Origin of the sequence: Streptomyces sp. B6B3, assembly GCF_039871525.1 — a bacterium.
Taxonomy (GTDB): Bacteria; Actinomycetota; Actinomycetes; order Streptomycetales; family Streptomycetaceae; genus Streptomyces.
This window is the reverse complement of record NZ_JBDPLU010000007.1, coordinates 264175-289571: the sequence shown is the minus strand read 5'-3', so window position 1 is coordinate 289571 and position 25397 is coordinate 264175. Positions and strand designations below refer to the sequence as shown.

At 72.6% G+C, this 25397-nt stretch carries 20 protein-coding genes and 2 pseudogenes; 9 read left to right on the top strand and 13 right to left on the bottom strand.

Annotated features, from left to right (window positions below; genetic code table 11):
* Positions 1–6: 6 nt before the first annotated feature.
* Both ABGB06_RS17660 and ABGB06_RS17655 read right to left on the bottom strand, forming a co-directional pair.
* On the bottom strand, positions 7–1401 hold the full coding sequence (locus ABGB06_RS17660) for an extracellular solute-binding protein (protein ID WP_347590321.1): 1395 nt from the start codon (positions 1399–1401) through the stop codon (positions 7–9).
* Positions 1394–2878, bottom strand: coding sequence for a sulfatase-like hydrolase/transferase (locus ABGB06_RS17655; RefSeq protein ID WP_347590319.1), 1485 nt, complete (start codon positions 2876–2878; stop codon positions 1394–1396). Before ABGB06_RS17655 ends, ABGB06_RS17660 begins: the two co-directional genes overlap by 8 nt.
* 168 nt (positions 2879–3046) lie before the next feature.
* On the opposite strand from ABGB06_RS17655, the gene ABGB06_RS17650 reads away from it, so the two are divergent.
* On the top strand, positions 3047–4075 hold the full coding sequence (locus tag ABGB06_RS17650; RefSeq protein ID WP_347590317.1) for a LacI family DNA-binding transcriptional regulator: 1029 nt from the start codon (positions 3047–3049) through the stop codon (positions 4073–4075).
* A gap of 34 nt (positions 4076–4109) precedes the next feature.
* On the opposite strand, the gene ABGB06_RS17645 is transcribed toward ABGB06_RS17650, so the two are convergent.
* The 3 genes from ABGB06_RS17645 to ABGB06_RS17635 all read right to left on the bottom strand — a co-directional run bounded on the left by ABGB06_RS17645 (position 4110) and on the right by ABGB06_RS17635 (position 6686).
* Entirely contained in the window at positions 4110–5057 is a 948-nt protein-coding gene (locus ABGB06_RS17645) for an RNA polymerase sigma-70 factor (protein ID WP_347590315.1), read from the bottom strand.
* Between the two features lie 115 nt (positions 5058–5172).
* A complete protein-coding gene (locus ABGB06_RS17640; protein WP_347590313.1) occupies positions 5173–5646 on the bottom strand; it encodes a carboxymuconolactone decarboxylase family protein in 474 nt (157 codons plus the stop codon).
* A 98-nt stretch (positions 5647–5744) separates the two neighbouring features.
* Positions 5745–6686 (bottom strand): hydrolase, encoded by a 942-nt coding sequence (locus ABGB06_RS17635; protein ID WP_347590311.1) that lies wholly within the window; start codon positions 6684–6686, stop codon positions 5745–5747.
* A 494-nt stretch (positions 6687–7180) separates the two neighbouring features.
* Here ABGB06_RS17635 and ABGB06_RS17630 point away from each other — a divergent pair, with 494 nt between their 5' ends.
* Both ABGB06_RS17630 and ABGB06_RS17625 read left to right on the top strand, forming a co-directional pair.
* Entirely contained in the window at positions 7181–8290 is a 1110-nt protein-coding gene (locus ABGB06_RS17630) for a non-reducing end alpha-L-arabinofuranosidase family hydrolase (RefSeq protein WP_347590309.1), read from the top strand.
* 109 nt (positions 8291–8399) lie between these two features.
* The gene (locus ABGB06_RS17625) at positions 8400–9326 is read left to right on the top strand and encodes an alpha/beta hydrolase (RefSeq protein WP_347590307.1); all 927 of its coding nucleotides are present in this window, start codon (positions 8400–8402) and stop codon (positions 9324–9326) included.
* A 76-nt stretch (positions 9327–9402) separates the two neighbouring features.
* Here ABGB06_RS17625 and ABGB06_RS17620 read toward each other — a convergent pair whose 3' ends face one another.
* From ABGB06_RS17620 to ABGB06_RS17610, 3 genes are all read right to left on the bottom strand, one after another.
* Positions 9403–10305, bottom strand: coding sequence for a carbohydrate ABC transporter permease (locus ABGB06_RS17620; RefSeq protein ID WP_347590305.1), 903 nt, complete (start codon positions 10303–10305; stop codon positions 9403–9405).
* Positions 10305–11204 carry a sugar ABC transporter permease gene (locus tag ABGB06_RS17615; protein WP_347590303.1) on the bottom strand — a complete coding sequence of 300 codons (900 nt, stop codon included), beginning with the start codon at positions 11202–11204 and terminating at the stop codon, positions 10305–10307. Before ABGB06_RS17615 ends, ABGB06_RS17620 begins: the two co-directional genes overlap by 1 nt.
* A 97-nt stretch (positions 11205–11301) precedes the next feature.
* Positions 11302–12588 (bottom strand): ABC transporter substrate-binding protein, encoded by a 1287-nt coding sequence (locus ABGB06_RS17610; protein ID WP_347590301.1) that lies wholly within the window; start codon positions 12586–12588, stop codon positions 11302–11304.
* A gap of 274 nt (positions 12589–12862) precedes the next feature.
* On the opposite strand from ABGB06_RS17610, the gene ABGB06_RS17605 reads away from it, so the two are divergent.
* The 4 genes from ABGB06_RS17605 to ABGB06_RS17590 are packed head-to-tail and all read left to right on the top strand — an operon-like array spanning position 12863 to position 17149.
* Positions 12863–13981: an ROK family transcriptional regulator gene (locus tag ABGB06_RS17605; protein WP_347590299.1), complete on the top strand. Its 1119-nt coding sequence runs from the start codon at positions 12863–12865 to the stop codon at positions 13979–13981.
* Positions 13978–15129, top strand: a complete 1152-nt coding sequence (locus ABGB06_RS17600; protein WP_347590298.1) for a substrate-binding domain-containing protein — start codon at positions 13978–13980, stop codon at positions 15127–15129. Before ABGB06_RS17605 ends, ABGB06_RS17600 begins: the two co-directional genes overlap by 4 nt.
* Positions 15126–15899, top strand: a complete 774-nt coding sequence (locus tag ABGB06_RS17595) for an ATP-binding cassette domain-containing protein (protein ID WP_347590297.1) — start codon at positions 15126–15128, stop codon at positions 15897–15899. Before ABGB06_RS17600 ends, ABGB06_RS17595 begins: the two co-directional genes overlap by 4 nt.
* Positions 15896–17149, top strand: coding sequence for a sugar ABC transporter permease (locus tag ABGB06_RS17590; protein WP_347590295.1), 1254 nt, complete (start codon positions 15896–15898; stop codon positions 17147–17149). The genes ABGB06_RS17595 and ABGB06_RS17590 overlap by 4 nt, the downstream gene beginning before the upstream one ends.
* A gap of 76 nt (positions 17150–17225) precedes the next feature.
* On the opposite strand, the pseudogene ABGB06_RS17585 reads toward ABGB06_RS17590, so the two are convergent.
* A pseudogene (locus tag ABGB06_RS17585) lies at positions 17226–17465 on the bottom strand (alpha/beta fold hydrolase); the annotation flags it as partial.
* Positions 17466–17536: 71 nt separating this feature from the next.
* Here ABGB06_RS17585 and ABGB06_RS17580 point away from each other — a divergent pair.
* Positions 17537–17709: pseudogene (locus ABGB06_RS17580) on the top strand (AraC family transcriptional regulator); the annotation flags it as partial.
* Between the two features lie 204 nt (positions 17710–17913).
* Here ABGB06_RS17580 and ABGB06_RS17575 read toward each other — a convergent pair.
* Positions 17914–18462: a DUF1707 domain-containing protein gene (locus ABGB06_RS17575; protein ID WP_347590293.1), complete on the bottom strand. Its 549-nt coding sequence runs from the start codon at positions 18460–18462 to the stop codon at positions 17914–17916.
* A gap of 275 nt (positions 18463–18737) precedes the next feature.
* Here ABGB06_RS17575 and ABGB06_RS17570 point away from each other — a divergent pair, with 275 nt between their 5' ends.
* Positions 18738–19670 carry an aldo/keto reductase gene (locus ABGB06_RS17570; RefSeq protein WP_347590291.1) on the top strand — a complete coding sequence of 311 codons (933 nt, stop codon included), beginning with the start codon at positions 18738–18740 and terminating at the stop codon, positions 19668–19670.
* 57 nt (positions 19671–19727) lie between these two features.
* On the opposite strand, the gene ABGB06_RS17565 is transcribed toward ABGB06_RS17570, so the two are convergent.
* The 3 genes from ABGB06_RS17565 to ABGB06_RS17555 all read right to left on the bottom strand — a co-directional run bounded on the left by ABGB06_RS17565 (position 19728) and on the right by ABGB06_RS17555 (position 25384).
* Positions 19728–21308, bottom strand: a complete 1581-nt coding sequence (locus tag ABGB06_RS17565) for a S8 family serine peptidase (protein WP_347590289.1) — start codon at positions 21306–21308, stop codon at positions 19728–19730.
* Positions 21309–21575: 267 nt separating this feature from the next.
* Entirely contained in the window at positions 21576–24005 is a 2430-nt protein-coding gene (locus ABGB06_RS17560) for a SpoIIE family protein phosphatase (RefSeq protein WP_347590287.1), read from the bottom strand.
* Positions 24006–24160: 155 nt separating this feature from the next.
* The gene (locus ABGB06_RS17555) at positions 24161–25384 is read right to left on the bottom strand and encodes an alginate lyase family protein (protein WP_347590493.1); all 1224 of its coding nucleotides are present in this window, start codon (positions 25382–25384) and stop codon (positions 24161–24163) included.
* Between the last annotated feature and the right edge of the window lie 13 nt (positions 25385–25397).

Here is a 25397-nt window from a genome sequence, read left to right as displayed (position 1 = left end):
CTCCTTTCAGGTGCCTGCGACGGGCGTGGGCCTGGACAGGAAGACGTCGATCTCGTCGACCATGGCGTCGACCGCCCGCGCGGCCGGCCGCTCGCCGAGCATCGCGCTCTGCATGGCGTCGCACATCCGGGTCTGGAACTCCGAGCCGGCGCCGGTGAACCACACCGGCGGGTCCAGGAACACCCGGTCGGCGGCGGCGGCGTAGTGCGACTGCGGGGTCAGCTCCCGGTAGGCGTCGCTCTCCTGGACCGGCCGGTAGGCGGGGATGTGGCCGGCCTCGGCCCAGGTGAGCGAGGACTTCAGCATCTCCGCGACGAACCGGTGCGTCGCCCGCCGCCGTTTCGGGTCGGGCGAGGACTGGTGGGGGAGGACGAAGGTGTGGCTGTCGGCGAAGTTCGCCGGCCGCCCGAACAGGACGGGGAAGGCCGCGCCGTCCAGCGGCAGCCCCGGCACCGCGGCGTACGTGGTCAGCTCCCACTCGCCGCACAGCACCGCCGGCGCCTTCCGCCCCGCGAACTGCGAGGTGGCCGTCTCCACGTTGTACGTGCGGCAGTCGGGGGCGACCAGGTCCACCATGAACCGCAGCACCCGGGTGGCGGCGTCCCGGTCGACGTCCGCGCGCCGCCCGCCGAGGTCGAAGGTGGCGCCCGTCTGGCCGAACAGGCCCCAGAACAGCCGCCAGTTCTGCGCCGGATCGGAGACGTGGCCGAAGACCGGGCCGAGCCCGTGCTCGTTGCGGCGCCGCAACTCGGCGGCGGCGTCGAGGAAGTGCTCGGGGGACTCGAAGTCGATCAGCCGGCCCTCGGCGGTGAGCAGGTCCGCCGCCGCCATGGCGTCCCGGTCGTAGAAGACCACCAGCGGGTGGGTGTCCAGCGGTATCGCGTACGTCGCGGCGTAGCCCTGGCGGCACTGCCGCCACAGCTCGGGCGGGAAGTGCTCGGGCGTCACCCCCAACTCGGCGAGCAGCTCCATGTCCCACGGGTCCAGCAGCCCGCCCGGCGCGTGGCCGGCGAGACGGCTGGCGTGCATGACGGCGACGTCGGGCGCGCGCCCGCCCGCCGCGGCCATCGCCAGCTTGGTGTAGTACGGCGCGCCCCAGGCCAGCACGGTGTCCTCGACCCGGACGCCGGCCCGCTCCTCGGCCTCGGCGATCATCTGCCGTTGCAGGCCGCCGGCGCCGCCGGAGAAGAGGTTCCAGTAGCGGACGGTGTTCGGGTCGGCGGTGGCCCCGGCGACCGCGCCGCATCCGGCGGCGGACGCGCCGAGCGTGGCGGCGCCGGCGCCGGCCAACAGGCCGCGCAGCAGCCGGCGGCGGCCCAGGGGGGCGCCCCCCGGACTCCGGAGGCCCGGGGGAGAGCCGCCCGGCGGCGGGCCGTCCGGCGGTGCGGGTTCCTCACGCATGGCTGGCTCCTTCCTGGCTCCAGTTGTGTGGTGCGGTGCGCGGCCGGTAGACGGCGCGGGGCAGGTCATCGTCGGTGCGCAGCGACCAGCGCAGCAACTCCTCCACCAGCTCGGCGCGGACCGGGGCCAGCGCGGGTTCGGCGGCCCGGTCGCGCAGCTCCGCCGGGTCGGTCCCAAGGTCGTAGAGCTCGACGCGTCCGGTGGCGTCGAAGAGGAGCTTCCAGCGCCCGCGGCGGACCATCCTGGTGGTGCCGCTCATGGTCACGGAGTTCAGCTCGTCGAAGGTCGGGCCGGCGTACGGGAAGTGCAGCTCCGGCCGGTCGTCGGGCCCGTACGGCAGCCCGCCGAAGCCCACCTCGGCGCAGATGCTCCCGAACTCCTCCTCCGGCGCCGCCCCGCCGGTCAGGAGCGGCGCGAGGCTGCGGCCCTGGACGCCCGGGGGCAGGTCCCGGCCGAGCATCTCGCACAGGGTGGGCAGCACGTCGACGAGGCTCACCAGCGCGTCGTCCCGCCGCTGCGGCGCCACGCCGGGGCCGGTGATCCAGAAGGGGATCCGCACCAGACACTCGGGCAGCCCGGCGCCCTTCCGCTGGAGGCCGTAGTCGCCGGCGTAGTCGCCGTGGTCGGAGACGAAGAGGAACAGCGTGTCCTCGACCAGGCCCCGCCGGGCCAACTGCTCGTGGAAGCGGCGTATCTGGTCGTCGAGGAGGCGCAGCATGCCGCAGTAGTTGGCGCGGTAGCGACGCCACTGCGCGTCGTACCCCGGCCGCTTCTCCTCCACCAGGTCTCGCAGCCAGCGCCAGTCGCCGCCCTTGGCCTCGGCGGCCTCGGGCCCGGCGGCGCGCTCGGGGACGTCCCGTTCGGGGAAGAGGCTGAAGTACGGCTCCGGCACCTGGTACGGGTTGTGCGGTTCGGGAAAGGACAGCCACAGGAAGAACGGCCGGTCCGCGGGGCGGGCGTCCACGGCGTCGATGGCGTCGGAGACGATGCGGTACGGCAGCTGGCACTCCAGGGGGAACGGCGTCGGCTCGGACGAGACGCCGTGGTCGAGGTCCGCCAGCCAGTCGTCGAAGGCGCGCTCCCGCTCGGTGCGGCCGCCGGGTCCGCTGGTGTGCCAGTAGGGGGCGGCGAAGGTGTCGAAGTCGTCCGCGCCGCGGTGGATGTGCGTCTTGCCCGCCATGTGCAGCGAGTAGCCGGCGTCCCGCAGCACGTCGAGCAGGTCCTCGCCGTACCTGGCGTGCGCGGTGGCGCTGTTCTGCCGCACGCCGTGGGCCTTGGGGAAGCGGCCGGTGAGCAGGCTGGTGCGGGCCGGGGCGCAGGTGGGGTTGGGCGTGTAGGCCCCGGTGAACCGGGTGCCCCGGCGGGCGAGACCGTCCGTGAACGGCATGGTGTCCAGCGGGAAGCCGGCGCCCGCGGTGAAGTCGGCTCGCTGCTGGTCCGTCATGATCAGGACGATGTTCGGTCGGGGGGTGGTCATGCGCGTTACCTCTGCCGCTCACGGGCCGTGTCGGTTCTTGTACAGCGCTGTACAGGATGAACGCTCCGGTGTGTACAGCGCTGTATTTCCAACGATGTATAGCTCCTCGTGTACAGCGCTGTAAAGTGGTTGACGTCGAATTCACGGTGGGCAACACGGGGAGCGCGGATGGCGAGCGTGCGGATGGCGGATGTCGCCCGGCAGGCCGGGGTCTCCCTGAAGACCGTCTCCAACGTGATCAACGAATGGCCGCACGTCACGCCGGCCACCCGGGCCAAGGTGCTGCGCGCCGTCGAGGAGCTCGGCTACCGGCCGCACCCGTCCGCCCGCGCCCTGGCGCGCGGCCGCACCGGGGTGATCGCCCTGGCCGTGCCGCGCATCGGCATGCCGTACTTCTCCGAGCTGGTCGAGCACGTCGTGGTCGCCGCCCAGCTCAGGCGCTGGACCGTCCTGGTGGAACAGACCGAGGGCCGCCGGCAGCACGAGGAGAAGGTGGCGCGCGGCCACCTCGACCAGCAGGTGGACGGCGTCATCGTGGTCCCCACCCATCCCGCCGACGGCCTCACGGGCCCCGGCGGGCCACCGCTGGTGCTGCTCGGCGAGTACGGCGACACGGCGCCGTGGCCGAACATCTCGATCGACAACGTCGCCGCCGCGCGCGCCGTCACCGCCCATCTCGCGGCGCTCGGCCGCACCCGCGTCGCCGCCATCGGCGACCGCGTCAGCCGGCCGCCCGGCATGGGTGCCTCCGGCCAGCGGCGGGAGGGCTTCCGGCAGGCGCTCGCGGACGCCGGCCTGGAGTACCGGCCCGAGTGGGTGCGGGAGGTGGCCGACTTCACCGGTGAGGAGGGCGAGGCGGCCATGTACCGGCTGCTCGACGCGGCGGGCCCGGACGGTCGTCCGGACGCCGTGTTCTGCTTCACCGACCTGATGGCGCTCGGCGCCCTGCGCGCCCTGCGCCGCCGCGGCCTGCGCGTCCCCGAGGACGTCGCCCTCGCCGGCTTCGACGACATCCCCTACGGCCGGGTCTCCGCCCCGTCGTTGACCACCATCACGCCGGACCGCGCGAGGATCGCCGAGCACGCGGTGGACCTCCTCGACCGGGCCTGTCGCACCGGAGACAGCCCGACCAGCGCGGACGGCCTGCTCGTCCCCTTCGCCCTCACCGTCCGGGAGAGCGCGCCCCCCGCGCCGTGAGTGTCGGGGGCCCGGCCGCCGACGCGGCCGGGGGTCAGTCGGGCTGCCGGCGGGCGCGCCGCACCTCGCGGTCGACGGCCCAGGCGTCGCCGACCGGGCCGAGGTGGGCGAGCTTGTCGGGGTTGAGCATCAGGCGGACGGCCTGGATCCGACCGTCGAGCACGTCGAGGACCACGCTCTGCAGGATCCTGCCGTCCCGGTCGCGGAAGAGCGCGCCCGGCTGGCCGTTGACCTCGTGCGGTTCGAACGTGACGCCGATCCGGACCAGCCGGGGGATGTTCGTGCCCAGCACCCGGGCCACCTTGTCGGCGCCCGTGACGGCCCTGGCCAGCTGCGGCGCCTTGCCGCCGCTGTCGCCGACCAGCTGCACGTCGGCGGCCAGCAGCTCCCGCAGTCCGGCCACGTCGCCGTCGCTCAGCGCGTCGAAGAACCGGGTCGCCAGCTCCTGCCGCTCCCGGCGGTCCGCCGCGAACCGCGGCCGCCCGGCCTCCATGTGCCGCCGCGCCCGCACCAGCAGCTGCCGGCACGCCGCCTCCGAACGCTCCACCGCCTCGGCGACCTCGTCGAACCCGAAGCCGAACACCTCGCGCAGCAGGAAGACCGCCCGCTCCAGCGGGCTGAGCCGCTCCAGCAGGAGCAGCGCCGCCATCGACACCGAGTCGGCCAGCTCCACGGACCGCGCCGGGTCCTGGTACGGGTCGTTCAGCAGCGGCTCGGGGAACCACGGCCCGACGTACGCCTCGCGGCGCACCCGCGCGGACCGCAGCACGTCGATCGAGATCCGGGTCACCGTGGCCGACAGGAACGCCTTGGTGGAGGTGGGCAGGGTGGCCGAGCCCTGGAAGCGCAGCCAGGTCTCCTGCACCGCGTCCTCGGCCTCGCTCACGCTGCCCAGGATCCGGTAGGCGATCGAGAACAGCAGCGGCCGCAGCTCCTCGAACTCCTCGACCCTGTTCGGTCCGGCGTCCATCCCGGTGTTCATCCCGGATCTCCTCCTCAACGGTGTCCCGTCCGGACCACCGGCAGGTCAGGGTAACGCCGCCGGGCCCGGCGGCCCGGGGCCCGTGGCCGGGCCCCGGGCGGGTCGCCGGCGGCGCTCAGTGGAACTGTCCGGGCTCGTAGCCCCCGGCCGGCTGCTGGGAGATGATGTTCAGCCGGTTCACCGCGTTCATGAACGAGACCAGGATCACCAGGGCGGTGAGCTGCTCCTCGTCGTAGTGCTTGGCGGCCCGCGCCCACACCGCGTCGCTGACCCCGGTGCCCGCGTCCGCGACCCGGGTGCCCTGCTCCGCCAGCTCCAGCGCGGCGCGCTCGGCCTCGGTGAAGACCGTGGCCTCCCGCCACGCCGCGACCAGGTTCAGCCGCACCGAGGTCTCGCCCGCGAGGGCGGCCTCCTTGGTGTGCATGTCGAGGCAGGCGGCGCAGCCGTTGATCTGGCTCACCCGCAGCGCCACCAGCTCCTGGGTCTCGGCCGGCAGCGGCGACTCCTTCAGCGCCCTTCCGGTCGACATGAAGTACTTGCGGGCCTTGTCGGCGGTCGCGCCGGCGAGGAAGTTCAGTCGGGCGTCCATGGTGTGCCTCCGTGGTGGTGAGTGGGCTTCACCTCCTGAGACGGGACAGCCCGATCCCCTGTGACACGGCCGGATGTGACCCGCGTCTCGCCGTCGGGTCAGAGCGTGGACTCGAACTGCGTGAGGAACGCCCAGGCCTCGTCGGGGACCCAGGTGTCGGCGCCGCTGCCGGAGGCCCCGTCCCGGGGGGCGGGGTTGTGGTCTCCGTCGAACGAGGCCCACACCAGGGGGTATCCCTCGGCGCAGCCCTGGTAGGTGGTGGTGATGTGGGTCAGGCTGCCGGGAGCCGGTTCGGGTGTGTCCTGGGGGGTGCAGCCGTTGTTCGCGACGAAGGTGTCGCGTGCCGCCTCTCCGTTGCCGAACTGGTCGTTGGTGCCGTGCACGCCCAGGTAGGCGACGGGTTCGGTGCCGCCGGCGCAGCCGCTGATCGCGCCGGGGGATGACTGGGACACGATCGCGCGGAAGACGTCGGGGCGGGAGCACGCGAGGGAGTGGCTCATGGCGCCGCCGTAGCTGAAGCCGATGGAGAAGCGCAGCGTGGTGTCGACGCAGAGGTCCGCCTCGATCATCGCGAGCATGTCGTCGGTGAAGACCACGTCCTCGCCGCCGGCGTTGCCCCAGCCGCTGTTGAGGCCCTGGGGGGCCACGAAGATGGTGCTGTCGTCGGCCCGTTGCTGGAGCCCGTAGTAGGCCCAGGTGCCGGTTTCCACGATGCGGCCGGTGGCGACGTCCTGGGCGGAGCCGCCCAGCCAGTGGAACCCGAGGACCAGCCGGTAGGGGTGGCTGCTGTCGTAGCCGTCGGGGACGTCCAGGATGAAGGTGCGGTTCTTGCCGCCGCTCTGGATCGTGTACGTGCCGTCCTGGAGCGTGGGGGTCTGGCCGCATCCGGCGGTCGCCCCGGTGGTGCTCACGGGGCTGTCGCCCAGCGACGTGCCACCCGTGGTCACGACGAGCAGCGCCGCGAGCACGAGGGAGCCGAACAAGGTGCCGCGTGACGCCCGGTGGGGGCGTCGTGGGAGGCCGTACCTGTGCAGTGACATGAGCACTCCTTGAGGTGTGGGCACACACCTCCCAGCCCGACCGCAACGTAGCAACGCGTCCCGCCGTGCGGAAGTGCTCGTGGCGAGATCCGTGAAAAAAAGTTCACAGACGCCGGACACTGATCATTCGGGCCGTCATTCGAAAGTAGCCGTCGACGGGGCGGCGTGAGGGCTGGTGATCTGCGGCTCCGCACGGCGATGCCGCAGCTGTGGTCGGTATTTTCGGTGCTCATTCCGCAAATGAATGCCCGGAGGGGTTGACGGCCCCGCCCGAGGGGCGCCTATGCTTCCTGGCTGTCTGGAGATCCGGTCGTCGTTCGATATGCCGGATGCTCCTTCGCCCGGCCTGTGCCCGCCCCTCAGGCCACACGACAGCACGCGCACCATCCGTTTCTGTTCCGGTGAGGTCCCCCCACACGCCAGTTCACCGGATGCCCAGGACAGGCGATGTCCTGTGGGCGGACCCGACCGGCTGAGCCGCAATGGAGTCCCACGTGTTCCTCTCAGCTCGTCGTTCCCGTCCACGCCTGATCCGTGCCGCCGTGGCCGCGGTGGCGGCCCTGGCCGGCCTGACGGTGGCGATGTCCGCCTCACCCGCCTCCGGCGGTCAGGACGCCGGGGCCGCCCCCGCCGCCACCGCGGCCGCGGATCTGCCGGGCAGTTTCCAGTGGTCGTCCGGTGGTCCGGTGATCTCGCCCGCCGGGAACATCAACTCCGTCGCGGCGAAGGACCCGTCGGTGGTGCAGGACCAGGACGGCACCTGGCACGTCTTCTTCACCCGGGTCGACACCGCCGGAGACTGGGGCCTGGCGCACACCAGTTTCGACGACTGGTCCCAGGCCGGGTCCGCGCCGCAGACCGATCTGGAGTCCGCCTCGGCCATCGGTGGCGGCTACCGGGCCGCCCCGCACGCGTTCTACTTCGAGCCCACGGGCGAGTGGTACCTGGTCTACCAGACCGGTATGCCCTCGTTCTCCACGACCACGAACCCCGACGATCCGTCCAGTTGGTCGGCGCCGCGGAACTTCATGGACAGCATGCCCGACATCGTCCAGCAGAACATCGGCAACGGGAACTGGCTGGACTTCTACGTCATCTGCGACGCGAGCATGTGCTACCTGTTCTCCGCCGACGACAACGGGCACGTCTACCGGTCCGAGACCACCGTGGGCGAGTTCCCGAACGGCTTCGACAACACCCAGATCGTGCTGCAGGACTCCGCCAACAACCTCTTCGAGGGCGGCGCCGTGTACCAGGTCGAGGGCAGCGACCAGTACCTGCTGATCTGGGAGGCCATCGGGTCCGACGGCCGGCGCTGGTACCGCTCCTTCACCGCCGACAGCCTCGGCGGCCAGTGGCAGCCCCTGGCGGACACCGAGCAGAACCCCTTCGCCCGCAGCAACAACGTCTCCTTCGAGTCCGGCGCCTGGACCCAGGACATCAGCCACGGCGAACTCCTGCGCACCACCGCCAACCAGACCATGACGATCGACCCCTGCAACCTGCAACTCCTCTACCAGGGCCTGGACCCCAACGCCGGCGGCGAGTACTCCCAACTGCCGTACCGCCTGGGCCTGGCCAGCAACACCACCGACGGCTGCTGACAACGGTCTCCCGCGGCTCCGGGAGAGGGGGTCTCCCCGGAGCCGCGGGCCTTCCCCCACGTCCCCCCACGTCCCCCACGTCCCCCACGTCCCTGGAGTGCCCATGTCGATGAAACGACGTTCCCTGCTGAGCTCGATGGCGGCCCTGAGCGCGGCCGGGGCGGCGGGCGTGCCCCTGCTCGGTGCCGGGCGGGCGCGCGCCACCACCACGCCGAAGGACGCCCCGACCGAGACCTTCGCGATCGGGGTGCGGGAGTACGCCTGGAGCCGCGGCGACCGTCAGCTGGTCACCCGGATCTTCTATCCGGCGACCGGCACGCCGGGCGGTGAGCCGGTCCGTGACGCCCCGATCGCGGACGGGGTGTTCCCGGTCTGCGAGTTCAGTCACGGTCTGGGTGGTAATCCGGAGAGCTACGCGCCGTTGGTGCGTCCGCTGGCGGAGGCCGGGTTCGTGGTTCCGGCGCCGGTGTTCCCCACCACCTCGACCGGGACGGAGGGGAACATCCAGGACGTCTACAACGGCAACCAGTCGATGGACGTCTCGGAGGTCATCACCCGGACGCTGGCGCTGAACGAGGCGTCCGGTGATCCGTTCGCGGGGCGTATCGACACCGCGGTCGGGGTCGGGGTGGCGGGGCACTCGCTGGGTGGGATGACCACCCATGGTCTGCTGACCGCCTGGCCGGACGAGCGGATCGCCGCGGCCGTGCCCTTCGCCTGCGTGGACATGGGCAACCCGGACGGCACGGTGGGCGCGAACGTGCTGTTCGTGCACGGCGACCAGGACCCCGTCTGCCAGTACTCCTCCGCCCGCACCGCCTACGAGGAGCTGGCCGCGCCCAAGGCGTTCCTCACCCACCTCGGCGCGGCCCACGACGAGTACATCTGGAGCGGCTACAACCACACCCAGACCGTCGCCACGTACGTGGACTGGATGCGCTGGAGCCTGTACGCCGACACCGCCGCCCGCGACCGCCTGCAGGCCGACGCCACCTCGGGCACCACCACGACCAACTGGGAGGCGGAACTGGCGTAGCCCGCGCGACGCAACGGGCCGGGGCCGGCGCGGTCGCGCCGGTCCCGGCCCGTCGGCCGGTCCTCGGGGAGGGGCGTCAGCTCTTCACCGAACCGGACATCAGGCCGCCGATGAAGTACCTGCCGAGCACGATGTAGACCACCAGCGTCGGCAGCGAGGCGTAGAGCGCGCCGGCCATCGAGACGCCGTAGTTCGTGAGCAGGGCGCCGTTGGCCAGGTTGTTCAGCGCGAGGGTGACCGGGCCGTTCTGGCTGGAGGAGAAGAACACGGCGAACAGGAAGTCGTTCCACGCCGAGGTGAACTGCCAGATCAGCACGACCACGAAGCTCGGCACCGAGATCGGCAGGATGACCGACCAGTACGTGCGCAGCATCCCGGCGCCGTCGATGCGTGCCGCCTCGATCAGCTCGTGCGGGACGGTCTGGTAGTAGTTGCGGAAGATCAGCGTGGTGATCGGTATGCCGAAGATCACGTGGAGCAGGATCAGCGTGGGTATGCCGCTGGACAGTTGCAGGTCGAGGACCAGCTCGTTCAGCGGGATGATGACCGCCTGGTAGGGGATGAACATCCCGAACAGGATGAGCGTGAAGACGAGGTTCGCGCCGCGGAACGACCAGCGGGAGAGCACGAATCCGTTGAGGGAGCCGAGCACGGCGGCGATGATCGCCGAGGGCACGACCATCTGGACCGTCCGCCAGATCGCCGGTGTCAGCGCCTCCTCGGCCTGCCGCCAGTTCTCGAGCGTCCAGGTCGAGGGCAGGCTCCAGGCGCGGGCCGGCGACGCGTCGCCCGGGCCCTTGAAGCTGGTCACCAGCAGCACGTAGACCGGGATGAGGACGATCAGGAGGAAGAGCAGCAGCGCGGCGTAGCGCAGGGTGCGGGCGAGCCGCGGGCTGCCGGGACGTCGGGCCTCCGACGACGGGGCCAGCTGGCGCGCGGCCTCCTGGGGCGCGACCGGCTGGGTGGAGAGCGTCGCCATCACTTCTCCCTGCGATGCGTGCGGACGAGGTAGGGCACGACCACCAGGGCCACGAGGACCAGGAGGATCGACCCGACGGCGGCGGCGTTGGCGTAGTCGAAGCTCGACTTGAAGACGTACATGTCCACCGCGGGGACCTTGGTCTGGTAGTTCGCCGGCTTCGAGATGGACATGATCAGGTCGAAGGACTTCAGCGACATGTGGCCGATGATGATCAGCGCGGAGAGCGCGACCGGGGACAGCTGCGGGAACAGCACGTGGCGGTACAGCTGCCAGGTGGTCGCGCCGTCCATCCGCGCGGCCTCGCGCAGCTCGTACGGTATGCCGCGGAAACCGGCGAGGAACAGCGCCATGACGTAGCCCGACAGCTGCCAGATCGCCGGGATGGCGATCGCCGTGATGCCGTAGTCGACGTTGTTCCACCAGTTGTTCTGCAGGAAGTCCAGGCCGACCATCTGGAAGAGGCGGTTGAGCCCGGTGGCGCTCTCGTCCTGCCCGGAGTTCAGCAGCCACCGCCACACCACGCCCGAGGCGACGAAGGACACCGCCATCGGGAAGAGGTAGACGGCGCGGAAGACGCCCTCGCCCCGGATCGGGGTCTCCAGCATCCAGGCCCACAGGAAGCCCATGATCATGGTGCCGGCGAGGAAGAGGAGGGTGTACAGCAGCAGGTTCTTCAGCGAGTGCTGGAACGCCTCGCTGCCGAGGAGGTCGAGGTAGTTGTCGAACCACACCGTGCCGGACGGCTCCTGGCCGGTGGTCTGGGCCGCGGTGTGGATGTCGGTCGTCGAGGTGCCGAGGTTCACGGCTATCAACCCGTAGACGAACACGCCCACGAGGATCAGCGAGGGGGCGAGCAACAGCAGCGGCGCCCCGGCTCGTTTCAGAGTCTGTGTCATCGAGGTCTCGTGTCTCCCTGGGACGCTGGCGCGCCGCCGGCGGGGAAGGGCCGGCGGCGCGCTCTCACGGCGGTCCTGACGCGGCGAGGGGCAGGGATCAGCTGCCGGCCGTCGCCGCCGCGAGCTCCGACTGGAACGCCGCCAGGTCGGAGGCGCCGGAGGTGAACTTGCTGGTGGCGTCCGTGATGAGGTTGAGCTGGGACACCGGAACGGCGGCTCCGTGCGCCAGGGAGGAGACGATGGTGTCCTGGCTGAAGGACTCCATGGCCGACTGCTGGTACTCGGAGAAGTCGGCCGGGTCGGCGTCCTCGCGGGCCGGGATGGAGCCCTTCGCCGCGTTGAACGCGGTCTGGCCCTCCACCGAGGAGACGGTCTCCAGCCAGGCCTCGGAGCCCTCCGGGTTCGGCGCGCCGGTCGGCAGGGTGAAGGAGTCGGCGAGGAAGTCGAAGACGCCGTCCGTGCCGGGGACCGGGGCGGCCGTGAAGTCGGTGCCCAGCTGCTTGTCCTGCTCCTCGAACGCCGCGATCGCCCAGTCGCCCATCACGTTGAAGGCGGCGTTGCCGTCGATGACCATCTGGGTCGCCTCGGGCCAGTCCAGGCCGTCGCGGTCGTCGTTGGTGTAGCTCATGGCCTGCTCGAAGTCCTCGAGGGCCGCGGTGACCTCGGCGCCCTCCCAGTCGGTGGAGCCGTCCCACAGGCCGCTGTAGCCCTCGGGGCCGAGGTCGGCCAGCAGGATGGTCTCCAGCAGGTGCACCTGGGTCCAGGCGGTGGCGACCGAAAGCGGCGTGACGCCGGCGTCCTGGAGGGTCTCCAGGTCGGCGAACCACTCGTCGAGCGAGGCGTAGCTGGCGTCCGGGTCGATCCCGTTGTCCTCCAGCACGGCGCGGTTGGACCACAGCATGTTCGCCCGGTGGATGTTGGACGGGATCGAGTAGATCTTGCCGTCCTGGGTCAGCAGCTCCATCAGGTCCTCGGGGAACGCCTCGCGCAGGTTGAACTCGTCGTACAGCCCGGAGACGTCCTCCAGCTGTCCGGCGTTGATGTAGTCCTGCAGTTCCATACCGGCGTGCGCCTGGAACGTGTCCGGCGGGTCGCCGGCCTGGAGCCGGGACTGCAGCAGGTCCTTGGCGGCCGAGCCGGCGCCGCCGGCGACGGCACCGTTGACGAACTCGATGTCGGGGTGCTGGTCGTCGAAAACGCCCACCAGGGCGTCCAGGCCGGCCTTCTCGGAGCCGGCGGCCCACCAGGTGAAGACCTCGACCTCGTCTCCCGAACCGCTGCCGCCCGAACTGCCGCTGCCGCTGGAGCCGCTGCACGCTCCGAGTGTGAGTGCGGCGATGGCGACACCCGCCGCCACCGCGCTGACCTTGCGATTGACACGCATGGGAATTCCTACGCCTTCGTTGCCGTACCCGGAGATCGGCGCACGTGGGGACCAGCGCCGCCGACCGGACGCTGTGAGTGCGTCCTCGGTGTCTGGCGTCATCCAAGGGCCGGTCATCCTTGAAGTCAAGAAGTAAATCCAAAGAAGCCTCTGATCGTTATTTGCGGTCGTGTTATGGATTCAAGGGCGGGACGGTATCCTGCCCGCTGTGCGCACTGACCGGGTGACTCCGGGCTCGCAGACTTCACTACGTGAGGCCAACCGAGCCCGCATCGTGAGCGCCGTTCAGCGGCACGGCTCCCTCACACAGATCGAACTGGCCGGTGTCACCGGCCTGTCTCCGGCGACGGTCTCCAACATCGTCAAGGAGCTCGCGGCCGGCGGCGTGCTGCACACCTCCCCGTCCACCCGCAGCGGGCGGCGCGCGCTGCAGGTGACCCTCGCCCGTGGCCTGGGCCTGGTGGCCGGCGTCCACTTCGGCAGCCGGTCGCTGCGGGTCGCGCTCGCCGACGCCTCGATGCAGGTGCTCTCCGACCAGCGGATGCCGCTGGCGCCCGACCACCGGGCCGACGCCGGGCTGCGCCGCGCGGCGCTGCTGGTGGTGGAGATGCTGGAGTCCCTCGACGCCCGCCCCGGCGAACTCCTCGCCGTGGGCGTCTGCCTGCCCGCCCCGGTCGACCGCCGCACCGGCCGCGTCACCACGGTCGGCATGCTGCGCGGCTGGGACGACGTGGCGGTGCCCGAGGTGATCGGCGAGGAGCTCGACGTTCCGGCGATCCTCGACAACGACGCCAACCTCGGCGCCCTGGCCGAGACGCGGTTCGGCGCGGCCGCCGGCCACAGCGACGTCGCCTACCTGCGGGTGTCCCACGGGGTGGGCGGCGGCCTGGTCATGGGCGGGCAGCTCGTGCACGGCCGCGCGGGCGGCGCCGGTGAGATAGGTCACGTGACGATCGACGAGAGCGGCCCGATCTGCCGGTGCGGCAACCGCGGCTGCCTGGAGACCTTCGTCGGCGCCCCCGCCCTCCTCGGCATGCTCGCCGCCAGCCACGGGCACCTCACGCTGCGGGACGTGATCACCCGCGCCCAGGACGGCGATCCCGGCTGCCGCCGGGTGCTGTCCGACACCGGACAGCACCTGGGCGTCGCCGCCGCCAACCTGTGCAACCTCGTCGACCCCGAGATCGTCGTGGTCGGCGGCCAGCTCGCGGCGGCCGGCGAGATCCTGCTCGGCCCGATGCGGGCCGTCATGGAGCAGCGCACCATGCCCAGCACCCCGGGCCCGGCCCGGGTCGTGGCCTCCGAACTCGGCGCCGCGGCCGAGGTCCGCGGCGCCCTCGCGGTCGCCCTCGACACCGCCCGCCTCGCCGGCGCCCTGGGGGTGAACCCGTGATCCGCCGCGCGTCCGCGTTCTCCGCCGCCGCCGGGCCCCGCCGGTCCCGGTGGCCCCGGCGGCGGTTCCGGGCCGCCGCGCTCTGCCTCGGCGTCCTCGCGCTGGTGGCCACGGCGTGCACGCCCGGCGCCGCCGGCGCGCCGGCGGAGGGCGCCATCGCGCTGCTGCTGCCCGAGGCGAAGACCGCGCGCTACGAGACCACCGACCGCCCCACGTTCGTCGACGTCGTCGGGCAGCGATGTCCCGGCTGCGAGGTGTACTACGCCAACGCCGACCAGAACGCCGCGACCCAGCAGCAGCAGGCGGAGTCGATGCTCGCCCGGGGCGCCGACGTCCTCGTCCTCGACGCCGTCGACACCGTGGCCGCCGCCAGCATCGTCCGGGAGGCGCAGCGGCACGACGTCCCCGTCATCGCCTACGACCGCTTCATCGCCGACGCCGACATCGACTACTACGTCTCGTTCGACAGCGAGCTCATCGGCTACCTGCAGGGCGCCGCGCTGGTGACCGCCGTCGAGGAGGCCGCCCGGCGCGAGGGACCGCATCCGGACGGCAGCGCCCCCGGCATTCTCCTCGTGCACGGCGCGCCCACCGAGCGCAACGCGGGCGATCTCAGCGCCGGCGTCGCCCGCGCCCTCGAGGGAGCTAACATCGAGGTGCTGGCCGAGTACCACACCCCCGACTGGAGCCCGGACAAGGCCACCGACTGGGTCGAGAGCCAGGTGACCCGGTTCGGCGACCGCATCGACGGGGTCTACGCCGCCAACGACGGCATCGCGGGCGGCGCGATCGCCGCGATGAAGGCCGCCGGGTTCGACCCGGTGCCCCCCGTCACCGGCCAGGACGGGGAGCTCGCCGCGGCCCAGCGCATCATCTCCGGCGACCAGTACATGACCGTCTTCAAGGCGACCACAGAACAGGCCCGCAGCGCGGCGGAGCTCGCCGTGCGCGTGCTGCGCGGCGAGACCCCCCGCACCACCGCGACCATCGAGGGGGTGCCGAGCCTGCTGCTCGCCCCCCGGGCGGTCGGCGTGCACGACGTGGAGCGCGTCCTCGTCGACGGCGGGGTGCACTCGGTGGAGGACATCTGCACGCGTTACTACGAGGACGCGTGCGCACGAACCGGACTGCTCGAGGAGGCGCCGTGAACAGCACCCCGGCCGCGCCGCCCGCGCCCCTGCTGTCGCTGCGCGGGGTGTCGAAGAACTTCGGCGGCGTGCGCGCCCTCATCGACGTGGACCTCGACATCCACCCGCACGAGGTGCTGGCCGTCGTGGGCGACAACGCCGCCGGCAAGTCCACCCTCGCCGGCGTGATCGCCGGCGTGTACCGCCCCGACGCCGGCCAGATCCTGCTCGACGGCGCCCCCGTGGTGCTCGACTCCCCGGCCGTCGCCCGCGGCCTCGGCATCGCCGCCGTCTTCCAGGACCTGGCCCTGTGCGACAACCTCGACGTCGTCGAGAACCTCTTCCTCGGCCACGAGCGCACCCGCGGCGGATTCCTCGACGAGGTCACCATGGAGCGCCGGGCCTGGGAGCTGCTCGGCCAGCTCGCCACCAGCGTCCCCTCGGTCCGGCTGCCGGTCCGGGCCCTGTCCGGCGGCCAACGGCAGGTCGTCGCGGTGGCGCGGGCGCTGCTCGGCTCGCCCCGGATCGTCGTCCTCGACGAGCCCACCGCGGCGCTCGGCGTCCGGCAGACCGCCGAGGTGCTCAACGTCGTCGAGCGGCTCCGCGAACGCGGGCACGCCGTCGTCCTCATCAGCCACCAGGCCGCCGACCTGCAGGCCGTCGCCGACCGGTTCGCCGTGCTGCGACTCGGCCGGGTCGGCGGCGAGCTTGACGCCGCCAGCGTGGGCTACGAGGATCTGCTCGCCGCGATGACCGGAGCCAGCTGGCCCAGCGGCAGGAAGTTCCGATGAGCCGAGTCACCGCCACGCCGCAGCGCCGCGGCCACGTCGCCATGTTCGCCGGCGACGAGCAGCCATGGCCGCGGCTGCTGCGCCGCATCCCCGACCGCGAGCTGGGCATGGTCCCCGTCGCCGGGGCGCTCGTGCTGATCTGGGGCGTGTTCGCGGCCATCGAGCCGGCGTTCCTCTCCGCCGACAACCTGGTCAACCTCACCCTGCAGAGCGTCCCCACCGGCGTGATCGCGCTCGGCCTCGTCCTGGTGCTGCTGGTCGGGCAGATCGACCTGTCGGTCGGCTCGGTCAGCGGCCTCGCCGCGGCCGTCGTCGCCGTCACCACCGTGCAGACCGACTGGCCGATCACGCTCGGCCTGCTGCTCGCGCTCGCCGTGGGCGTCGTCGTCGGCCTCGGCTACGGGGTGCTGGTCACCCGGCTCGGGCTGCCCAGCTTCGTGCTGACCCTCGCCGGGCTGCTCGTCCTCGCCGGCGTGCAGCAGCGGGTCCTGAGCCCGCAGGGATCGATCAACCTGCCCTTCGAGTCGTGGCTGGTGCGGTTCGCCCAGCAGAGCTTCCTGTCCCCGCTCGCGGCCTGGAGCCTGGTGGTCGTCGCGGTCACCGTGGTCACCGCGGTGCAGCTCGTCGAGCGCGCCCGGCGCGCCCGGGCCGGGCTGCCCCGGGTCGGCCTGGGCCGGCTCGTGCTGCGCACCGCCGCCCTGGCGACGCTGCTCTGCGCGACCGTCGCCTATCTGGGCACGGAGCGCGGCATCGGCTACCCGGTGGTGCTGCTCGTGGCGCTCGTCGTGGTGTTCGACGTGCTGCTGCGCCGCACCCGGTGGGGGAGGTCCGTCCGCGCGGTGGGCGGCGATCCCCGCTCCGCGCTGCTGCTGGGAGTGGCCGTCCGGCGCACCACGGTGTCCTGCTTCGTCGCCTGCTCGACGCTGGCCGCGCTCGGCGGCATCCTGTCGGCCGGGCGGCTGGCCGCCGCGAACCAGGGCACGGGCGGCACCGAGACGTTCCTGACCGCCATCGCGGCGGCCGTGATCGGCGGCACCAGCCTGTTCGGCGGGCGGGGCAGCGCGTGGTCCGCGCTCCTCGGCGTGCTGGTCCTCACCTCCATCTCCAGCGGCCTCACCCTGCTCAACCTGGACACCTCCTCCCGCTACATCGTCACCGGCCTCGTTCTCGCCCTCGCCCTCACCGCCGACACCCTCATCCGCGGTCGCCGCGCACCGGACAAGGGGCCCGCGGCCCGGCTCCGGCCCTGAGCCGGGCGGATCGACGCGGCCGGTGTGCTCGGTGCGACCGGTGCGGTGGTCCCGGTCAGTCCGGCCGCGCGGCGTGGCCGGTGATCGCGAGCCGGCGGACCAACTCGTCGGCCGGCGGCCACTGTTCGGGTCCGAGGGCGGCGGGTTCCTCCGGCGCGAGGAGGGCGTCCATGCCGGGCCCGGTGTTGATGAGCGCGAGGGCGGTCACCAGCTCGGGGCGCTGTTCGGCGAGGGCGGTGGCGGCCATTCCGCCGCTGGAATGGCCGACCACCAGGGCGCGTTCGACGCCGAGCCGGTCCAGGGCCGCGCCGACCCTTGCGGTCCACCGCGGGTGAACGCGACGATCCGGCCGAGTGGGACGTCGCACGTCCGGAGCGGCCGAGCCGGTTGGCCGGCGTCAGCATGGCCGGGTTCGGCGTCCGCAGCCTGACCGAGCTGCGGATGGTCCCGCATCCGGCGGTGACGCTGCTGCTGGAGTTCGGCGCCGGCCGCCCCGTCGTGTCCGACGCCGCCGGGCGGCGGGCGCGCGTGATGGCCCAGGTCTGCCGGCACTGGGCGGCGAAACCGGCGTGGCAGGTCGCCGTTCGGCGCCACCGGAATCTGCCCGGAGACGTGCACGACGCGGGCGGGTGCGGCGATCTCGTACGAATGACGATAGCCGCCGCCGTCGGGGACGAGCGGGCCAGGAGTGATCATGCGGGGATGCTCACAGCGGAGGAGCGCCACGGCAACCGGGAACGGCCGGGACCTTCGAGGGGAGGGCGTCAGCGGCGGGCGTGGCGGATCGTCAGCCGGCCCATCCCCATGGCGCCGGAGATCCGGACCGTGGGTCCGTCGGGGCCGGAGCGGGTCCTGGGGCGGTAGCGCAGGTCCTTCCACACCGTGCGCAGGTCCTCGACGTCGACGATCGCGTCGCGCGGCACCGTGATCACGGCTCGGCCGGTGCCGAGCCGCAGCTCGATGTCGACGACCGGATGCTCGAAGACGGCCCGGGACAGATCCAGGCGCACCCTGCCGAACGCGGACTCGACCCTGAGGGTCCGCGGCACCTTCCAGGCGCCGCGCCGCTGGATCCGCCCGCTGGCGGCGCCGATCGTGGCCGTCCTGCCCGCGTCCTCCTCCGGCGGGAGCGGGAGCGAGGCCACGGCCCGCGCGATCTCGCCGTGCGTCGTGGCGGCGAGCACCTGGTCGAGCCGTTCGTCCAACTCCTCGTGCGAGACGTGGCCTTGGGCGTACGCCTCGCGCAGGCGCCGCACGGCCGCGTCGCGGTCGTCCTCGCCGACGGGTCGCGGCGTCTCCGGCTGTGCGGTCACCCGTTCACTCTAGGCCCTGTCCGGCGGATCTTCGCGGGCCCGCGACTCCCCAGACTCCGTCCGGGGGACGCACCTCGCTGCGTTACCGAATCGCCCACGTACGTCCCCCAGACTCCGTCTGGGAGGTGCCCCCATCGATCCACCGGACAGGACCTAACCCCGCGCCGACCCGACGGCCCCGCCGCGCGACGACCCGGGCCGCGGGACGGCGGCACTGTTAGGGTCAGGCGACGCTGATACGTGGCGACGGACCGAAGTCGAGGGGTCGAGGGATCGTGGACGAGCTGACGGACGAGCGAGTCGTACCGGGGACGTCGTTGCGCGCGACGGCGGTGAGCGTCGGAACCTCGTTCCTCGGCAATCCGCCGGGGCCGGACGGGTCGCCGGCCGCGGCGGCCGACGCCCTGGCGCGGGCGTTGCTGGCCGGCCCGTTCGCCGTGATCGACACCTCGAACAACTACGCCGAGGGCCGCAGCGAGACGGTCCTCGGGACCGCCGTGCGGCGCGACGGGCTGCCCGCGGACAAGGCCATCGTCACCAAGGTCGACGCGGATCCGGAGTCGGGAGCGCTGGACCGCGACCGGGTCTGGCGGTCGTTCGAGGAGAGCGTCGAGCGCCTGGGCCTGCCGTACCTGCCGGTGCTGCATCTGCACGACCCGTACACCATCGAGGTCGCGGACGCGCTCGCGCCGGGCGGCGCCGTGCAGGGCCTGACCGAGCTGCGGGACCAGGGTCTGGTCGGCGCCGTGGGCATCGCCGCGGGACCCGTGTCCCTGATGCGCGCGTACGCCGTCAGCGGCGCGTTCGACGTCCTGCTGACCCACAACCGGTACACCCTGGTGGACCGCAGGGCGGAGGAGCTGATCGACCTCGCCGCCGACCGCGGCATCGGCGTCTTCAACGCCGCGCCCTTCGGCGGCGGGATCCTGGCCGGCTCGGGCGACACCTACGCCTACCGCACGGCGGGTCCCGACCTCCTCGCCTGGCTGGAGCGGGCCCGCGAGCTGTGCCGACGGTGGGAACTCCCGCTGCACGCGGTGGCGTTGCGGCACTCGCTGCGGCATCCCGGCATCGCCTCGACGATCGTCGGGGTGGGCCGTCCCGAGCGCCTCGACCAGCTGCGGGAGCTGCAGGCCACGCCCATCCCCGAGTCCTTCTGGCCGGAGCTGGCCGCCCTGGGCACGCCGCCCTCCACGTTGGAGGACTGACGCGGTGACCGGCGGGATCGCCCGCCGGTCACCGGTGCGGGAGACGGTGGGACGGCCTCAGAAGCGCAGCGACCAGGAGTCGATGACGCCGGTGTCACCGGCGGCGGGGTCCCTGACCCGCAGCTGCCAGCCGCCGTTGGGGTCGAGTCCGGACTGGGTGAAGGTGAAGGTGCGGTAGATCTCGGTCCAGTCGCACACCACCTGCGGGCTGCACAGCACGCGCACGGTGCCGTCGGGCTGGACGAGTTCGACGGTGAGGTTGATGGCCCACTGGTGCTCGATGTCGACGTCGACGTAGAACGGGCCGGAGAGCGCGGGCACTCCGGACACGGTGATGCCGGAGGTCACCGTGGTGCTGTCCGTGATCGGCACGTCCGTGTCGTTGGTGAAGGTGGGCTGTTGCGGCACGTCCACCTCGCCGGACTCGTCGCCGGTGTGCAGCAGGACGTTGGCGGTGCCGACCGGCAGCAGCCGGACGGCGCCGGTGACGGCCCCGGCGACCAGCGCGTCCCTGACCTGCTGCGGGGTGGCGGTGGGGTGGTCCGCCAGGTAGAGCGCGGCGGCGCCGGTCACGTGCGGGGCCGCCATGGAGGTGCCGCTGCGGACCCGGCTGGCGGTGTCGCTGACGTTGTCGGCGGAGGTGATCTGGACGCCGGGGGCGAGGATGTCGACGCCGGGGCCGCGGTTGGAGCTGGCGGCGAAGGTGTCGGTGCTGTCCACGGAGCCGACGGTGATGACCTCGGGCACCCGGGCCGGGGAGGAGATGCTGACGTTCTGGCCGGAGTTGCCGGCGGAGGCGACGTAGGTGACGCCGGCGGCGATGGAGTTGCCGACCGCGGTGTCGAGGACGGGGTCGGCGTTGATGCCGAGGCTCATGTTGGCGACGGAGGGCCCGTCGGCCTGGCCGGTGACCCAGTCGACGCCGCCCGCGATGGTGGCGGTGGTGGCGACGCCGGCGGCGTCGATGACGCGGACGGAGATGACGGTGGCGTCCTTGGCGACGCCGAAGGTGGCGCCGGCGACGGTGCCGGCGACGTGGGTGCCGTGGCCGTAGCCGGTGGTGACGCCGTCGTTGAAGGCGTCGTAGCCGATGCTGGCGCGGCCCTCGAACTCCTGGTGGGTGGTGTGCACGCCGGTGTCGATGACGTAGACGTCGACGCCCGCGCCGCCGTGCGAGGGGTACTCGTAGGCGTTGTCGAGGGGGAGTTCCGCCTCGTCGAGGCGGTCCAGGCCCCAGGAGGGCGGATTGGGCTGGACGTCGGTGGCCACCTGCTGGGCCTGGTCCTGCCTGACCAACTCGACGGCCGGGTCGGCGGCCAGCCGGAGCGCCTCGGCCTCGCTCAGCTCGGCGGCGAAGCCGTTGAGCGCGTGCCGGTAGACGTGGGTGAGCTCACCGCCGTACTCCTCGGCCAGTAACGGGGCCGCGGAGGCGGCGGGGGACGCGTCGTCGAGAAGCACGACGTAGCTGCCTGGGACGGTGCCGGGATCACCGGCGTTGGCTATCAGGTCGGTGGTCGGGGCGGCGTCCCCGCCGCCGGCCCCGGCCGGGGAGGCCGCGGCCGCGAGCCCCGGGAAGAGGGCGACGGCGGCCACGGCGATCCCGGCGAGGGCGCGGCGCGTCAGGCGTGAGCTGTTCATGTGGTGCTGGATGTCCTCTCATCGGCATTGCGCCACGAGGGTCACGTCCCGGCACCCCCGTGATCTTCACCGCGAACGTACGCAACTCGCCTCGTCGCCACAAGAGTCAGCCACTTGCGGAGGTTTCACGACCGGTCGGCGTAGATGGAGTGAGCATGACACTGTGGGCTGCCCGAGGGGAGCGCGGGCAGGGCAGGGCGGGGATGCTGGCGCGGCCCGTTCCCGTCCGTTGGCTCGTGACCCGCTGCGCGGACCCGACGGCTCCCGTCAGCGGGTGGGCAGGCTCTGCTCGGCCCAGATCGTCTTGCCGGCGTAGGTCTGGCGGGTGCCCCAGCCCTGGGTGAGCTGGGCGACCAGGAGCAGCCCCCGGCCGCCCTCGTCGGAGGTGCGGGCCCGGCGCAGGTGCGGCGCGGTGCTGCTGGCGTCGGAGACCTCGCAGATCAGGCTGCGGTTGCGGATCAGCCGGAGCTGGATGGGCGCGGCGCCGTGCCGGATGGCGTTGGTGACCAGCTCGCTGACCACCAGTTCGGTGACGATCGCCAGCTCGTCCAGGCCCCAGTCGGCCAGCTGCCGGAGGGCGTTCCGCCGGGTCTCGGCGACGGCGGCGGCCTCCCGCGGCACGTCCCAGGTGGCGACGTGCGCCGTGTCCAGGGCCCGGGTGCGGGCCATCAGCAGCGCCACGTCGTCGGCGGGCACGTCGGGGAGCAGCTCCCGGAGCACGGCGTCGCAGGCGTCCTCCAGGGACGACGCGGGCCGGCCCAGCGCCTGGCGCAGCCTGTCCAGGCCCTCGTCGATGTCACGCCCTCTGGCCTCGACGAGACCGTCCGTGTACAGCGCGAGGACGCTCCCCTCGGGCAGTTCCAGCTCCGTGACCTCGAAGGGCAGGCCGCCGAGCCCGAGCGGCGGTCCGCCGGGGACGTCGAGGAACTTCACGACGTGGTCCGGGGTCACCAGGGCGGGCACCGGATGGCCGGCGCGCGCCATGGCGCAGCGCCGGGAGACCGGGTCGTAGACGGCGTACAGGCAGGTGGCGCCGAAGTCGCCGGACGGCCCCTCGGCGCCGTTGGCGTCGTCGGCCGCGGTGGACAGGTGGATGACCAGGTCGTCCAGATGGGTGAGCAGTTCGTCGGGCGGCAGGTCGACGTCGGCCAGGGTACGCACGGCGGTGCGCAGCCGTCCCATGGCGGCCGAGGCCTGGATGCCGTGGCCGACCACGTCGCCGACGACGAGGCCGACCCGGGAGCCGGAGAGCGGGATCACGTCGAACCAGTCCCCGCCGACGCCGGCCCGGGTGCTGGCGGGCAGATAGCGGGAGGCGATCTCGATGGCGGCCTGCCCGGTCAGCCGTTGCGGGAGCAGGCTGCTCTGCAGGGTCAGGGAGGTGTAGCGCTCGCGGGCGTAGCGCCGGGCGTTGTCGATGGACACGGCCGCCCTGGCGGTGATCTCCTCGCCCAGCAGCAGGTCGTCCTGTTCGAAGGGTTCGGGACTTCGGTGGCGGGAGAAGGTGGCCACGCCGAGGGTGATGCCGCGCGCGTGCATCGGCACGGCGAGCACCGAGTGGAAGCCGAACCGGCGCACCCGCTCGGCCCGCTCCGGGGCCTGCCGCTCCCATGCGGCCAACCCGGCGGTGGTCACCTCCCGGATCAGCGGCCGGCCGGTGGCCAGGCATTCGGCGGCCGGCGAGCCGTCGGGGTAGTTGGCCACCGTGCCGTGCTCGATCACCGCCTCCGGGCAGCCCTCCAGGACGGACTGGCAGGCGAGCCGGCGCAGCATCACGGGGCTGCTCGGCGGGCCGACGCGCGGGTCCTCGCCGCCCTCGATGGTGGGCAGCAGGTCGACGGTGGCGAAGTCGGCGAGGCGCGGGATGGCCACGTCCGCCAGCTCCTGGGCCGTTCGGGCGATGTCCAGGCTGCTGCCGACGCGGGAGCTGGCCTCGTTGAGCAGGGCCAGCCGCTCCCGGGCCAGCTGCTCCTCGGTCATGTCATGCCCGGAGACGAGCACCCCCCGCACCGTCCCCCCCTCGTCCCGCAGCGGGACGAGGGACAACGTCCAGATGCTGTCGCGTTCATGGCCCGCCAGGTGCAGGACCGCCCGCGTCTGTTGCGGTTCGCCGGTCTGCAGCGCCCGGCGCATGCCCTCCTCGATCCGGATGCTCTGCGGCTCGTCCACGAATTCGGGCACCCGCAACCCGCGGATCGCCGCCTCGGGCAGGCCGAGCACGCGTTCCGCGTCGGCGTTCGCCCGGAGCAGCCGCAGGTCGGTGTCGTAGAGCGCCATCGTGGAGCGGGACTGGTCGAACGCCCACCTCAGCAGCGCGTCCTCCTGAACGGGCGGACGCGAGCGGGCCAGCGGGGAGACCAGGAACCACCCGCCGTCGGGACCGCCGACGCGATCCGGCTCGCGGTGGTGGGCCAGCAGGTCGACCGCGACCCGGCGGCCGTCCCGGTGGCGCAGCGGCACCGTGCCGTGCCACATCGGCAGCGCCCGCAGGGAGCGCAGCCGCTCGGCGGGCGGCTCCTCGGCCAGCAGCCGGGCCGCGGGCCGGCCGACGACCTCGGCGGCCGGGTAGCCGAGCAGCCGGCGGGCTCCCTCGCTCCACCGGGTGACGGTGCCGCGCGCGTCCAGGACGGCGCGGGCCGTGGCGGGATCCTCCGACCACCCCGCCCGCTCGCCCCCGGCGGCCTCAGCGCCCGTCATCGTGCCATCTCGCCCTCAGCTCGGTCCTTCCCGCATGGCCTCGTGGGCCACTCTGGTCCGGGGACACCGATACGTAAATTTATAGTATATTTTATCCCTTTCTGTGTCCGCCACCTGATGTGGCCGCCGGGGGAGTCCGGCGGCCACATCAGGGCTCATTTGGCGTACATCAGGGTGCCGAAGCCGAGCTGGTCGTAGCCGCCGCTGGTGGAGCCGTAGTCGCCGCCGCCGCCCTCGGGCGCGACGAGGCCGTAGTACATGTCGCGGATGTGCGGGTCATCCCAGTACCTGCGCCGGTTGTAGTGGAAGTGGATCAGCGCCCACACCGGGCGCACCTGGCCGCGGGAGGCCGAGGAGATCACGGTGTGCTCGCTGTAGGCGCAGCTCTGGCCGGTGCCCCAGGTGTACCTGGTGAAGGGCACGTCCTGGCCGAGGTTGTACTTCGCCACGTACTGGGCCGCCTTGAAGAAGCGCGCGTCGTCGTAGCCGTACAGGTCCTCGCCCTGGTTCCAGGCCATCTCGCAGAACGCGCCCATCTGGCCCATGCCCATCACGGTGTGGCCCTGGTCGCGGCCCGACTCCTGCCACTGGCCGAGGTCGTGACCGTCGACGTTCGGGTGCAGGAACGGCACGGCGTGCTGGATGGAGCCGTTGCCCTCGCCGGACGTGAAGTAGGTGACGGCCTGGTCGTACAGGGGCCCGTCGTCGCACAGGATCCCGATGGCCAGGACCGAGGCCATGTTGCACAGGTCCCAGTTCGCCCAGTAGTTGGTGATGCAGGCGCCGTTGTGTTCGGTGAGGAACTGGTTGTTGAGCGGGTAGAAGACGTTGACCATCATGTCCTGGAACCGGCCCAGCTCGAAGCCGGGGTAGCCGCGCATCAGTTCCGCGGCGTTGGCGAACTGCCACCCCTGGAGGCCGGCCAGCAGGAACCGGTCGGCGCTGCCGTTGAGCACGCGGAGCGTGGACGACCAGGCGTTGAGGATGTCGCGCGCGCAGTCCCCGTGCGCGGTGGAGCCGGAGACCTGGTAGCGCAGCGCGTTCTGGTACGCGGCGGCGATGTCGTTGTACAGGACCGGGTAGTTCTGCTCCCAGCCGGAGCCTCGGTACACCTCCGCCAGCGGGCGGGGGGCCCAGGTGGAGGCCGAGTGCGGGTTGGCGGTGAGGCGGTTCCAGCCCGACAGCCACGGGTCGGTGCCCTCCCGGACCCGCACCCGGGCCCGGTTGATGTCCCCGGCGTTGTGCAGCATGCCGGGGTGGGTGAACGTGGCGGGCGCCGCGGTCGCGTTGCCGCCGCCGAACGCCGCCGTGCCGGCGGCGCCGGCGGCCCCGGCGGCGGCCAGGCCGCCCGCGGCCTTCAGCAGGCCGCGGCGGCTCATCGGCGTGGAGTGC